This is a genomic window from Natronomonas amylolytica (assembly GCF_037031205.1).
Taxonomy (GTDB): domain Archaea; phylum Halobacteriota; class Halobacteria; order Halobacteriales; family Haloarculaceae; genus Natronomonas; species Natronomonas amylolytica.
Window position 1 is genome coordinate 14,818 of the sequence record NZ_JAYEZM010000009.1, and the last position, 13,211, is coordinate 28,028.

Annotated in this window: 9 protein-coding genes and 2 pseudogenes; 6 read left to right on the plus strand and 5 right to left on the minus strand. The window is 59.3% G+C overall.

The window, feature by feature from the left end:
- Positions 1–3: 3 nt before the first annotated feature.
- Complete coding sequence (locus tag U5914_RS13175) at positions 4–933, minus strand: thiamine-phosphate synthase family protein (RefSeq protein ID WP_336136234.1); 930 nt, start codon at positions 931–933, stop codon at positions 4–6.
- 208 nt (positions 934–1,141) lie between these two features.
- Here U5914_RS13175 and U5914_RS13180 point away from each other — a divergent pair.
- The 5 genes and pseudogenes from U5914_RS13180 to U5914_RS13200 all read left to right on the plus strand — a co-directional run bounded on the left by U5914_RS13180 (position 1,142) and on the right by U5914_RS13200 (position 5,957).
- Positions 1,142–2,352 (plus strand): annotated as a pseudogene (locus U5914_RS13180) (divalent metal cation transporter).
- Between the two features lie 178 nt (positions 2,353–2,530).
- Positions 2,531–2,872 carry a hypothetical protein gene (locus tag U5914_RS13185; RefSeq protein ID WP_336136235.1) on the plus strand — a complete coding sequence of 114 codons (342 nt, stop codon included), beginning with the start codon at positions 2,531–2,533 and terminating at the stop codon, positions 2,870–2,872.
- Between the two features lie 171 nt (positions 2,873–3,043).
- Positions 3,044–3,703, plus strand: a complete 660-nt coding sequence (gene tenA / locus U5914_RS13190; protein WP_336136236.1) for a thiaminase II — start codon at positions 3,044–3,046, stop codon at positions 3,701–3,703.
- The gene (locus tag U5914_RS13195; protein ID WP_336136237.1) at positions 3,700–4,437 is read left to right on the plus strand and encodes a TenA family protein; all 738 of its coding nucleotides are present in this window, start codon (positions 3,700–3,702) and stop codon (positions 4,435–4,437) included. Before tenA ends, U5914_RS13195 begins: the two co-directional genes overlap by 4 nt.
- Positions 4,437–5,957, plus strand: a complete 1,521-nt coding sequence (locus U5914_RS13200) for a sodium:solute symporter family transporter (RefSeq protein WP_336136238.1) — start codon at positions 4,437–4,439, stop codon at positions 5,955–5,957. Before U5914_RS13195 ends, U5914_RS13200 begins: the two co-directional genes overlap by 1 nt.
- Before the next feature lie 284 nt (positions 5,958–6,241).
- On the opposite strand, the pseudogene U5914_RS13205 reads toward U5914_RS13200, so the two are convergent.
- The 4 genes and pseudogenes from U5914_RS13205 to U5914_RS13220 form a co-directional block, all read right to left on the minus strand.
- A pseudogene (locus tag U5914_RS13205) lies at positions 6,242–6,637 on the minus strand (DUF7567 family protein).
- Between the two features lie 73 nt (positions 6,638–6,710).
- Positions 6,711–7,076, minus strand: a complete 366-nt coding sequence (locus tag U5914_RS13210; protein WP_336136239.1) for a DUF7568 family protein — start codon at positions 7,074–7,076, stop codon at positions 6,711–6,713.
- 3 nt (positions 7,077–7,079) lie between these two features.
- Positions 7,080–7,571 carry a DUF7995 family protein gene (locus U5914_RS13215; RefSeq protein WP_204749985.1) on the minus strand — a complete coding sequence of 164 codons (492 nt, stop codon included), beginning with the start codon at positions 7,569–7,571 and terminating at the stop codon, positions 7,080–7,082.
- 104 nt (positions 7,572–7,675) lie between these two features.
- On the minus strand, positions 7,676–8,092 hold the full coding sequence (locus U5914_RS13220; protein WP_336136240.1) for a DUF8025 family protein: 417 nt from the start codon (positions 8,090–8,092) through the stop codon (positions 7,676–7,678).
- 169 nt (positions 8,093–8,261) lie between these two features.
- Between U5914_RS13220 and U5914_RS13225 the strand changes: the two genes are divergently transcribed.
- Complete coding sequence (locus U5914_RS13225) at positions 8,262–13,166, plus strand: sacsin N-terminal ATP-binding-like domain-containing protein (protein ID WP_336136241.1); 4,905 nt, start codon at positions 8,262–8,264, stop codon at positions 13,164–13,166.
- Positions 13,167–13,211: the final 45 nt, after the last annotated feature.

A 13,211-nucleotide genomic window follows, 5' to 3' on the forward strand; every position in this document is an offset into this window, starting at 1 on the left:
GCGTCACTCGGTACCTTGGGTCGCTTCAATGAGCGAGACCGCGAGGCGAGCAGCGTCTTCCGCCGTGTCCCCAAGGACGTACGTGATGGGTTCGATTCCGAATGCGCCGCGGTGGTAGATAATCCGCGGAACGACCTCCCGAGACGCGAACCGTTCCAGGAGTCTCTGGTTTCGGTCATCGTACTCGGCGTCGAACTCCATCGGGTCCAAGCCATGGTCCCGAGCGATAGAGAGGAGCTCATCGTCGGTTGCGATGTTGACCGCGCCACGTAGTTCGTCGTCCTGAGACATCGCAGCCAGCACGACCGTCGCAACGTGTCTCGATGCCCCAAACTCCGGGTTTGCTGGGATCTCGACGCGGCCGTCGATCGCGTAGATCCGGCCGGGAATCGCAGCGACCTCGGTAGCGTCGTTTGCACTGGGGAGTGCACATCCAACGTTCGTTCCGACGTTCGGGATGTATGTCGCCATGCCAGATGCCGTCGCCAGGATGCGTGCCGCTGTCCGGACGTCCGTCAACGTCTCTCGTTCTGCGGCAAGGCGCTCGTCGGTGCCACGGACACAGAGGTCACAGCCGAGACCGGCGAGCGAGGGCATCACTTCCTCGTGCAGTTCACACACTGGGCCACGGTCTTCAAAAGCACGTACGAGCGCGAGCAGTTCGTCGAGTGCCTCGTATCCGTCCATCTGTCCGGAGGCGAATCCCTCGGCGATACGCGTGACCGTCTTGGCGGTCAGAGGATGGTCTTCGATGCGTTCTTCGACTGCCACGTCGCCGCTGATGTACTTCGAGACGGCGGCCTGGGAGACTCCAATATGTTCCGCCACCTCTTGCTGGGTCATTCCACGATTAGCCAGTTCCCCGGCAAGACAGACACGGATGGTGGGGAGGACTCGCTCAACGACGATCTCGCTTGGGAGGTGAAGTGACATACGGAAAGGACCAAGCGATTCACAATAAATCGTACCCACTAGTGAACGAGATCCGTATTGCACCGGCACCCGTGAACATCGAGTGATGGGACGTACCCAATCAGGCCGATTCCTCACTGACTGAATAGAGTCACCCTTTTCTGCTAGGCTTGTTATTTGTGAATAATATTCATTCGACACAGGGACAGTCCGCGAATACCTCGGCGCAATGGGGCCATCCTTGGTCGCGGGGGCGATCCTCGACTATCAACTCCTCTGGGTTGTCGTGCTCTCAGCATTCGCCGGCGCCCTGGCACAGTACCTCGCGATGCGGCTGGGTCTGCTTACTGAGCGGGGAATTGTCGGCGTCGTCGAGGAACATCTTGGAGCGACCTGGGCGTGGATCCTAGTCGCGGACGTCGTCATCGCGGCTGGTGTCGCCCAGCTCGTCATCATGAAGACCGTCGCTTCAGTTTCGGCGACGATCACGGGAATCGACGCCCGCCTCTGGAGCATCGTCTGGGGAGGGATCCTCGTTTTGGGTCTGGCCGGTCGAGGATACCGATTCGTTGAGCTCTTCGCGAAGCTGCTTGTCACAGCGGTCGTCTTGGCCTTCGTCGCCTCACTATTTGTTGTCTCGATCGACTTCGGCCAGGCCGCCCAAGGGCTGGTGCCAACGCTGCCCGGCGGCAGCGCACTGGTCGCGGCAGGGATCCTCGGGGGCGCCGTCCACATCACGCTGATCACGATGCACTCCTACACAATGCGTGCCCGGGGCTGGACGGAACGTGACTATGACCTCGCGACGGTGGACATTCTGGCGTCGATGCTGGTCGCGTTCGGCATCTACAGCATCGCCATCTTTCTCGTCACGGCGAGTACACTAACCGATCCGGATCTGACGACCGTCGGTGCGGCCCAGGCGCTCGGGCCGCTGGTCGGCCCGGCCGCTAGGTGGCTGTTCCTGCTTGGTCTCGGCGCCGCCGCCGTCTCGACGCTCGGCGGCAACACCATCGTTCCGCCGTTCCTCGTTGCCGACAAACTTGGCTGGGGCACAACCGTCGACGACACGCGGTACCGGGTGCTCCTCGCAGTCTTTGCCGTGCTGTCGGTACTCGGTGCATTCATCGGCGGTGAAGTCATCGGCCAGCTCGTTCTCGTCCTCGCGCTTGGTACGGTCGGAACGCCCTTCGCTATCGCTATTGTTCTCTACCTGTTGAACGCCGAGAGCGTCGGCGCCTCGAACTCAGCGCTCCGAACCTCGGTGGGCTCGCGTTACTCGCCGTTTCGGGTGGTCTCGCGGCCAACTTCGTCAGGGAGCAGATTACGACCGGCCTGGATCTGCTTTCCGGACTCGTGCTTGCATTCGCGCTCGTTCTCGCTGCCGCGACGCTCGTCTCCCTCGGACAGTACGTCCACAAGGAGGTGTCCCTGGCGTGACCGGGGTCCGTTCCCGCTGGCCGGTTCGACGCTGATCGTCGGACCGTCCCAGGCCGGAAAGACCTGTCTCACTACCCGCGCTCTCGAGGCCTGGGTCGACCGGCATGGAACTGATAGGGTCGTGGTTCTAGAGTTCGCGCCCGAATTAGAACGCGACGGCCGGGTCCTTGGCGGTCGTTTGGACCGTTTCATCACCATTCCCCAAGGTGTCTGGCACGGCGTCCTCGACGCGCATGCTCCTCGGGCGGAAGGGGCCGATGGGGCGGAGGCGGTTGTACTTGCCAAGGACAATGCGAAACGTGGTATCGAAATTCTTGACGCTGCCCCGGATCCAAACGCTGTCTTCGTCAATGACGCGAACATTCTACTCCAGCACGAATCCGTCGAGGTGAAACAGTTCGCGGAATATTTCGACCGCGCGACATGCGTTCTCCTCGACGCGTTCGATTCCAACGAGCTAGGAACGGACGACCCGGTGTCACGCCAGGAACGGACAGCACCGTCGGACCTCCGGTCTTAGGCGGATCGAACGTTCGAGCTAGACTGACCATCGGAACAGAAGCAGGAACTGTTGTATCGGTTCGGTAGTGACATGTCCGACAGTCATCGGTTCGGAGCGGTTGACAACGCCCAAGATATAACCCACTAATATAGGAAAGTTATATCTTCTCTCAGACGGTACGGCTCTGTAGTGCCATTCAGCGACACACTCCTTGAGGCGGGACAGGATGTATGGGCGGCCCAGAAGGATCACCCCTTCGTCCACGAACTCGCGACGGGAACGCTCGACGAAGCGGCGTTCGAGCACTGGATTAAACAGGACTACCGGTACCTCCAAGACTACGCTCGACTGTTCGCGCTCGCGGGTACCAAGGCCACCAACGAGGAGACGATGACGCACTTACTCAGCGTGGCCCACCAGGTGCTCGACCACGAAATGGATCTCCATCGCAACTTCGCGGCCGATTACGGGATTTCCGACGGCGAGCTCGAAGCAGTCGAGAAAGCACCCACATGCGTGGCCTACACGAATTTCTTGATCCGGACGGCGTACGAGGGCTCGATTGCGGAGATCGCTGCCGCGTTGTACCCGTGCATGCAGGGCTACCTCGACGTCGGAGAGCATATGGCGTCGCTCGCCTCCGGCGAACACCGGTACACGCCGTTCATCGAGATGTACACCAGCGACGAGTTCCGCGAAGCAACGAGCTGGTGTCGCGACTTCGTCGACCGGTGTGGCGAACGGTTCCCCGGTGAACACGACGCTATGAGAGCGGCGTTCCTAACCAGCGCGAAGCTCGAATATCGGTTCTGGGAGATGGCCTACACGCAGGAGGGTTGGAGCCTATGACCGACGTCCCCGATAGATACGACGATTACCGGGCCACCGTCAGCGACCCCCGTTTCACTGACTGGCTGCGGAAGCGTGCCGACCCCGACTGGACGAACGCTGTCGATCATCGGTTCACCCGCGAGCTCGGTCGTGGCGCGCTATCCGAGGCGGTCTTCGGCGAATACCTCGTCCAGGACTACGCGTTCTTGGACGTCCTCGTGAGTACGTTCGGCTTCGCAGTAGCCCAAGCACCTGATGTCTCAGCGAAGCGCGCACACATCGAATTTCTCGATACCCTGACTGATGAGGAAAACAACTACTTCGAGCGTTCTTTCAGCGCACTTGGCGTCGATGATACTCGGTGGGAACAGCCAGAATTGTCCACGACTACAGCCGCGTTCGTCGACTTGTTCGGTCGTACTGCCCGTGAGGGCGGCTATGCTGAAACACTCGCAGCTATCGTTCCAGCGGAGTGGATCTACGCCGAGTGGGCGACACGCGAAGCTTCAGCGCACGAAGCGGCGGCCGACCTTCCGTTCTACTTCGCCGACTGGATAGAGCTACACGCAAACCCCTCCTTCGAGGAATTCGTGACCTGGCTCCGCGGCCAGTTGGATGCCTACGGCCCCACGCTCTCGCCCGCACGGGAACGAGAGATTGAGCGAATCTTCTGCCGGACCGTCGACCTCGAAGTTGCTTTCTTTGACGATGCCTACGCGGCTGGTGAGACCTATGGGGAGGGGGGTCAGTAATGATTTCAACAGCCTTCGCACTCACCGCCGTCATTCTCACGATCCTGGCTGTTACCGCGTTCGGTCTGTTCGCGGCCCGCGGTCGGGTTCGATCTGTCGAGGATTACATCTCCGCCCGCGACTCAGCCGGTCCTGGAACCCTCACCGCGACGATTATCGCTTCGATGATGGGCGTCTGGATCCTGTTCAGTCCTGCTGAGGCCGGGGCTGCCTTCGGCGGTCTCCCGGCCATTCTCGGCTACGCGATTGGGAGTGCGATTCCGCTCCTCCTGTTTATTCCGGTCGGCACACGCATCCGTGCTATCGTTCCGGCCGGTCATTCACTCACCGAATTTGCCTACGCTCGCTTCGGGACCGGGATGTACCTGTTCGTGCTCGTCGTATCCGTGTTCTACATGTTCATTTTCCTCGCGGCCGAGATGACTGGGATCGCCGGCGCCCTCTCACTCATCACCGGGATTCCCCGGTGGCAGACGGCCCTCCTAGTGGGCGGCTTTGCTCTCATTTACACGGCGTACGGGGGACTCGTGGCGAGTATTGTCACGGATACCGTCCAGACGCTTGTCCTGCTCCCGCTGCTTGCCGTCGGTTTCGGTGGCGCCGTGTTTGCGTTGGGTGGAGCTGGCGAAATACACGCTGCAGCGATTGCCGCGGACGCGACATTACTGGATCCGACGTTCGGTCCCGGGCTCAAATTCGGCGTTTACGTTGCCTTCGCCATCCTCGGTGCGAACCTGCTGAACCAGGGCATGTGGCAACGTGTTTACGCTGCCGACGGGGGCTCGTCGCTTCGGTGGGGATTCGGCGTCGCGGCTGTCACAGTGGTTCCGATGATTCTACTAGCCGGCTTGTTCGGGATTGTTGCCACGGCTCTCGGCCTGACTGAATCCGGCGGCGCCAGCATCGCGTTCTTTCTCGTCGTTGAGTCTGCCTTTCCGGATTGGGTGACGCTCACGGTTGTCGTCCTCGCAGTCCTGCTCGTGATGAGTTCTGCGGACACGATGTTTAACGCTATCGCGAGCGTCATCACCGCCGACCTCGCACGGCTGCTCGATCGGCCGACCCAGCGGACCCTTTGGGTTGGCAGTCGCGTCCTGACCGGAACAGTCGGAATCGGGTCAATTGTTATCGGCTCACAAGGATACAGCGTGCTCGAACTGTTCCTGACGGCAGACCTGCTCGCTGCTGCGCTTTTCGTTCCATTTCTCGCCGGGTTGTATTCCGAGCGGCTTTCCGGGGCAGGGGCCGTCGTCTCGGGTCTCGCTGGATTCGCGGTTGGTGTCACCTACTTCCCGCTCCTGCGGGGGCCGATTGGGTCAATTCCGGAGCTTGGCCCATTGCTCCCCGCCCCTGCGTTTCTATCCGCTTTCGTCGGGGCGACCGTCGCGTCAACCGGCGGGACAATCCTCACCATTGCCCTCTGGGACGCTGACATCGACCTCTCCAGCGTGGATCGCGATATCCGGAGCTTGGATGAACCGATGGCCGACGGGGGTCGGAACGGAGAGGAAAACAAATGATCCCGTCAGTCATCGCTGTGCTCGGTGTTGCGATTGGTCCGACCAGCTTTTCCGCACTCGTGTGGGGGGCTATACTCGTCGTCGTACTCGTGTTTATTTTCATCGTCAGAGAATTAATTCTGGATGCCAAACGGACCTGACTTGGGCGGCACCGGTGTGTGCGAGTCGAACTAGCTTCTGTGGGGATAGTTGGCCTGGTACATAAAACGTGGATATAGTAACCGATATGACCCTCTATGCAGCGGAGCCGCTAAAATCGTTACAAACTGAAATTCAACAAGACACTACGCCAGATGCGACACCTTGTCTGGCTCCTCGACGTCATCGAATTCTCCGCGCTCCACAGGTTCCCAGTCCTCACCTGGTTCTGGACTCCACCAGTCTATCTTGTAGGCGCCCGGTGCGCCGAGGATCTTCACGCGCACCGATCCATCAGGCAGGTCGCGACGTAGCTTCTCGTCGACGTGGAGGTTTCAGGTCGTGGTTGTATCGAAGCAGGCGAGCACGGCCTCCTCGTAGCCGCGCGTCTCTCGGGATTCCTGGAGTTCGACCTGGGTGTTGCAGTTCTTGCAGAACACCCCCTCGAACGGGATGTGAGTGAAGACCTCCTGCCCGCAGACGGGACACCAGAGGAACTCGAACAGTGCCTCGCTGTGTCGGTCAAGTACTTCGAGACTCATTGGTTGACTCACCCGGTCGTACCGGGCCACCACCTCGTGCCCGGCCGAAAAACAGCGCCCACCGCTCACTCACTCACCGTTCTGCGCCGTAGACGATGCATGAGGGGGCTTCGTACCCACAGTCGGGGCAGTCGAACCACCGCTGGATTTTCGCCCCGTCTGCTGCCTTCTCGCCGACGCGAACGTCGTTGTTCGGACACTCCGGACAGCGGAGGGCCGGGGCGGACCGCTCCCGGAGCTCGTCACGGAACGATGTCGCGTCCTTCGTATCGTATCCCTGCGACCAGACCGGGTAGCCGTCGACGAGAATCACCCCGCGCCACTTGTACCGGTAGGAGTCCGGCGCACGATGCAGCACGGCTCGCGCACCGGTCTCGGTGTTCCGATACGCGAGTGTCGGCGAGCGGCTCTCGCGTCGCCAATTAGTGATGGGAGGCATTATTCAGAAGTGGACGTCAGCGGGTACGATCCAGAGCTCTTCACTCTCCTCGAGGAGTCGATCCAGCTGTCCACGGTGACGAATGCCGGTTCCGTGTTCGGTGTACAGGAAGACCGTCGGGCCATCGTACGCACCGACCTTGTGGAAGGCGTGCCGGGCGAGGTCCTCGTCACGCATGATCTCCTCGTCGGAGAGCTCCTCGATGGCCTCTTTCACCCGGTCGAGATTCCGCTCGAATTCCTTCTTCGTCGCCTCCCAGCCACGCTCGAGCAGGTCTTCGCCGTCATCAGAGTCGACAGGGGCTGCAGTCGGCAACTCACCCCATCGCGCCTTCCCCGCAACGGACGTGTCCTCCTCGTCGAAGGTCACATAGTAATCGAAGACGGCGCCGGCGTGTGGGTCCGCGCCGACCAGGCGGTCGAACACTGACTTTCCGGTGGCCAGGGCGTCGTCGTGCGTCGATGCCTCTACCAGAGCGTAAATCACCATGTGCATCTCGAACACCTCGAAACACCGACGCACCGGGTGTCGTTGCTCGCTCCAGCTGCGCCGGCACCCATCGCCGGCGCTCGAAAAACTCTCCTCGTGACGGCGGATTCTCAGGATTCGTCCGCTCGTTCGACAGTGATGGTCAGGTCGCCCGACGCGTAGTCTGTCTCGAAGTCGACCAGGAACGCGTCCGCCTCGTAGGCGGCGTGGTAGGCGCGGTGCCGTTCGAGCGAGCCAGTCGCCTTGAAGTGGAAGAACGCGGCCGCCGTGTAGGGCTTGCTCTGTGTTTCGACCTGCGACTCGACGGATGCGGGGAGCGCGATCTGGGGCGTCGCCGTGTCGATACTCGCAGCGAACTCTTTCGCTTCCTCGACAGTTGCTTGCGAATGCGCCGGTGTCTCGCCGGTGAGCACGTTCACCGGGGTTTCCGTCTCATCGGTGAACAGGACGTCTTCGAACGTGTGTGTTCCGAGGATCGCCTCGGAATCCAACTCGCAGTCGTGAAACGGGTCGTCGTCTGAGGTCATCGAATCACGAGCCTATGGCGGGGCTCACCCATTCCGACCCCTGAAAAACAGCTCCTGTGAATGGTGCCTGAAAACGGTTCTTCTGCAATCTGCACTCAAATGATGCCTCTTGATTGCCGGTTCGCTAGTGCCTCAACGTTATGCGTGTGACGTGTTTGAATGGGGGATAATGGCAGAACAACGGGCTATCACTAATCTGCAGGATATACGAGAAACGAAGCTGGGAACGTATGCGAATGAACCGCCGTTGGTGAGTAAGGACTTCAAACTGGAGGCGGCGGACAGTGCAGACTATAGTCGACGGTTTGTGTTCGAACTCTTGCAGAATGCGGATGACGAGATGCCGGAAGACAGCGACAAGCCACGAAAGGTTCGATTCGAACTGCGCGGAGACAGTCTGCTTGTTGCCAACACTGGGCGGCCATTCGATGCTGCGGATCTGGATGCAATTACGACGCTCACCCAGACAACGAAAGGTGACGAAGGTGATGAAGCCACTATCGGGCACAAGGGGAGGGGTTTAACGTCGATTCTGGATATCACATCGAACCCGGCGATTTTTTCGCAGAATGGTGGCGGGCTGCTTGCTGCCGAGTTCGACCGGGAAAAGACACGTGACGTAATCGAGAAGAAACTGCGTAAGGAGGGCGTCGAGACCGACGGAGAGATTGACAACGTCCCGCTGATGTCGATTCCGTTCCCAAGTGAACCCGGTACTCGCGTGTCGGAACTACTCAAAACGGGATATTCGACGGTGTTTCGACTACCGCTCAAAGACGAGAATCAAGAACGGATCTTCGAGACGATTGAGTCGACGTTCAAGGAGCAGGTCACGCGAGAGACTGTTGCGTTGCTTCCGAAAACGGATCGTGTCGAGTTCGCCGTCGGTAACCGTCAACGTGTCTGGGAGAAGACTCGGCGGGACTGGCGAGGAAAGACTGCAGCATCCGTTATCGGGATCGAACGACGTGGTGATCTTGATCCGGACACTCCTGAAGAGATCTCGGAAGAACTCATCTCATTCGCCCGCGAGTATGATGTTCCGGATCGGTCGTTTGCAGGAATCGACTCGGCTATTCTCGACGATATCGGTAAATTACGGTTGAGTGTCGCGTTCAGACTCGAGGATGACGACAATACATCTCTTAGACCGTTGTTTGTCGGCGACGACGCGAATGAGCGCCCGTTCGTCCACGTTTTCTTGCCGACCGAGGAGCGAAGCCCTATTCCCGCGCTGCTGAATGGGACATTCCAGGTGAGCACCTCTCGAAGAAGTCTAAATATGCCGACAAACCCGGAAACTGGTGCCGTCATGGGGTTGAATGGCTGGCTGTTCCAGCGGGTGGCCGACCTCCTCGCCGCTGACGTCCTATCCTTCGTAAAAGAGACCGATACGGCGCTCGACGAGTTCCTCCGGACGATCGACTTTACGGCAGTAAACGCCGACGAGACGACGCGGACAAACCCGGTGAACCGTTGCTTTGTGGAGGCACTTCAGGATGCCTTCGAAGGAGTGGCCTTTGTTCCTCGGTTAGAACAAGTGGCGTCTGGCGATTCGACGTCCGACGCTGATCGGCGGCCACTTTCTGAAATTGTTCTTCCATACACGCATCCGGACGCAGCACGAGTCGGTCCTCTTACGGCGATGGTGTACGGGCAGGACCGTTTTGAGCTGGTGAACGATGAGGCTGAAATAGGAGGCTGGTTCCCCGCAACACCACTTCTCGAACACGATGTCGCTGCGATCCTTGAAGAGCTGGGGGCAACTCGACTCAGGCCTCATCACACCCCCGCTGTTCTCGGTGCCGCTCCGGACGAAAATGCCATTCTTCAGTATCGAGACGCGCCTGAGCAACTTACAGTCGACCCTATCGTGTTCGCGCTGGCGGAAACGTGGCTAACGCTTACTGATAGTACGGATAAGCGACGGCTCGCTGAGGCTGCTCGGGCGGAAGCGGTGTTCCCGGTCGGCGATCCTTTGGTTGGAACGCACGGCGAGTACTACAAACACGAGCCGACGCCGGAGTCGGTCGAATGCTTCTTCCCACCACAACAGAGTGTCCCGACGGATGCACTCTCGGGAATTCGTCTGTTCCCGAATGAACTCTATTACACGGAGGGCTCTCAACAGGCCGATTCGGATGCTCGGACTGAGCTCCTTGACGGTGGGGAGTACGAGAACGTTCTGGATGCACTTTGGGACATCAACGACTTCGGGTTCCAGGATATTGCCGAAAAGGGTGTATTCCCACTCCTCCCGGGGCCATCATCCGGCGACGTCGACGACAGCCCACTACGTGACCCCGAGGTACTCGAGTTCGTCCAGCGATTGGCGACGAGCAGCACGACTGGGAAACCGCCAGCCTCCCCAAAGGAGCCGCTACCGTACACGTACCGCAGCAACGACCCTTACTACGACTTATGTATGCTTCCGGTCCCAACGGCGGATGGTGAGTGGGCGCGTGCCTATGAGGTATACTTCGGTGCGAGCTGGCAGCGTAACAAGCCCACTGCGGGCCGAGTAGAGCAACTCCTCCAGACGGCAGGGGTATCGCCACCGGTGCTGGCACCGCCGAGGGAATTCGGGCTAGACGATTCTGACGACTGGTCGAAGTGGCGTGAGTTCTTCCAGTGGATCGGGGTCTGCGAGCATATTCGTATCACACCGTTCTTCCATCCCACCCAGTCACACCGCTACAGCGCCACGGAACACATCGATCCTGGGTCTAATTCCACGCTTGATCCGGAGAGCCAGTTCAGTCCAAGTACGCTCTCCGAAGGCGACCTCGATACGTACCTGACGAAGCTGGAGTCTGCTGCATACGAGGCGGTGAGCGAAGATGACGGGGAGCGACCGTACATCTGGCAAGTCAACGGACTAGAGTACGATCACGCACTACTCGAGGCAGGGAAGGATCCGGAGTTCGGCAAACTGCTGATGGGGCACCTGTACACATGGTGGGGGAAGATCTCGGAGCACGCGGACGCAACCGTAGCGCTCTATTCCAACAACCGACTCCGGTATCAGACGACCTACCTGTTCGATCAGGATGAGATTGAAGGTGTCCTACCGAATCTCTGGCTCTGGCAGCTCCAGCGTGCCCCTTGGTTGCCGAGTACGCTCGGGCAAGTCCCCCCTGAGGACGCATGGTTACTCAACGACAGGGACTTACAGCGATACTCGGTTGACATCGGCGACAGTCGACATCCGCTCTTACCGACGCTTCGCCGAGAGGTGTATGGGGAACTAGCTGAGAATGCTCCTGATTTACTCGATGCACTATCGATTCGGCGGCGTGTTGAGACGCGGACGCTCACGCCATGTGACGCCAGAACGGTTGCAGAACGAATCAGATCAGTCTTCACGGAAATGGAGAACGAGACTGATCCTAGCGCATATTATCTCTCTGAAATCGAAGCGGCGTATAGCAATCTGAGCGAGGACTTGCCGCCACTTGACAACCAAGGTCAGATCCAGTCTTCAGGGTGGGAGCCGACTGAAACCGGCCTCGATTCAGTGCCTGTCCCCTGTATGGCCGGTGATGAGATACAGTTCCACGAGGCTTCAGCGACATACTTTACGCGGAGTCACGAGGAAGCATTACGGTTTGAGGGACTGGCGATTCCTATCTTCGCGTTAACTCGCGAGGATACGCCGGCGATCGGTAAGCACTTCGGGATGATCGACTTGGTCGAGGCCGTTAAGGAGACGCCGCAGATCGACGAGGAACGCATTGCGGTGACAGAGCGATTCCGAGAGGAATGGCTGGACGTGGCGGCGCCATACGTACTTTGTCGGTTAAAAGCGACGCGGAGCAGCCAACAGGAGGACGCAGGTGGACTGTCCCGGTTCGTCGACCAAATAGTCCTTGTCGGCTCTCTGAAGGTCAGTTATGAGCTTCGGGATAGTCCGAAAGCGGATCCTTTGACGCGGCCGGCGGAGTACTTCATCGAGCGGGACGATCACGGGAATCGGACGCGAGTGTACGTCGTTGCGGACAGCTCCGATCCGGTTCGAGACGCCCCGGTGGAATCGATATCGAAAGCATTCGCAGAGTATCACGGCCTGGGGAGCTGGGAGTCGCTGTACGTACTCCTGCAACAAGCGCCCGACAGAGGAGCGATGCAATCGCAACTGAAGGCGGCTGGCGCGCCAGCTAGTCGGAGAGAGCTTGAGGCCAGGCGGGCAGCGTACGAGGGACGAGCAGAACAACGTCAAATTGAAACAGTCGCCAACGCCGGATTCGACGGTGAGCAGATCACGACGGGTAGAAATGAGTCGACCACTACTGGGTCTACGAACTCGGACGAACCTTCATCCGAGTCCTCGGACTCTGGTACCACGGTTCGGGATGGGTCACGAGTACCGTCAGCTCAACAGCTGACCGGAATTGGCGACAGTTCCACGCTCTCGGTTGGGAACACGGATACGGGTGGCAGTTCACACTCGGAAGCATCTGGGAACACTAGTGGTGGAGGTTCCAAAGCATCCTCGTCGCGACAGACCAAGGTGACGGCGAACTATATCGACAAAGTCGATGAGTTTGGGATGGAGGCAACGTACCACGCTGAACTTCAGCGTCTTCGCGAAGAGGGCTGTCCAGAGCCAGAAAAGTACGTCCACGACGTACACACGCGTGACCTCTACCTCGAAGCGAGGAATGACGACATCGCCGGCCCAGTTCTGGAATCATTGGAGGAGCGGGGCGTGATATCCAAGCCATATCCAGGATTCGATTTCTTGGTGGTAGCTCGAGACACCAGCGAGCCAGAACGGTGTATCGAGCTAAAATCGTCTGGATCGAACACGCGGCGGCCGTCGATCAGCTGGAACGAGTGGAAGTCGGCACGAAACGAAAACCTCCGAGAAGCATACTATCTATACGTCGCAGTGGAGCTTGAATCCGGAAAGAGCGGCGATGCGAGACTGATTCAGGTCCCGAACCCGTTCTCAACGCTCGATTCGCGCGAGCGAACCGTTCGGTCACAGAGTAGGGAGGTTCAAGTGAAGCTTTCCGAGTTCCATCCGGAAGAACAAGAGGTTGTTGAGCGTGCAATTCACTGGGAGGAGTGACGCTCAGATACACTATATAAGGTAGAATTACACCATCTCGCCCCG

Coding starts and splice junctions, on each gene's coding strand:
- U5914_RS13225 (WP_336136241.1), top strand. CDS start 8,262: ATGGCAGAACAACGGGCTATCACTAATCTGCAGGATATACGAGAAACG.
- U5914_RS13210 (WP_336136239.1), bottom strand. CDS start 7,076: ATGCCTCCCATCACTAATTGGCGACGCGAGAGCCGCTCGCCGACACTC.
- U5914_RS13175 (WP_336136234.1), bottom strand. CDS start 933: ATGTCACTTCACCTCCCAAGCGAGATCGTCGTTGAGCGAGTCCTCCCC.
- U5914_RS13195 (WP_336136237.1), top strand. CDS start 3,700: ATGACCGACGTCCCCGATAGATACGACGATTACCGGGCCACCGTCAGC.
- U5914_RS13220 (WP_336136240.1), bottom strand. CDS start 8,092: ATGACCTCAGACGACGACCCGTTTCACGACTGCGAGTTGGATTCCGAG.
- U5914_RS13200 (WP_336136238.1), top strand. CDS start 4,437: ATGATTTCAACAGCCTTCGCACTCACCGCCGTCATTCTCACGATCCTG.
- U5914_RS13215 (WP_204749985.1), bottom strand. CDS start 7,571: ATGCACATGGTGATTTACGCTCTGGTAGAGGCATCGACGCACGACGAC.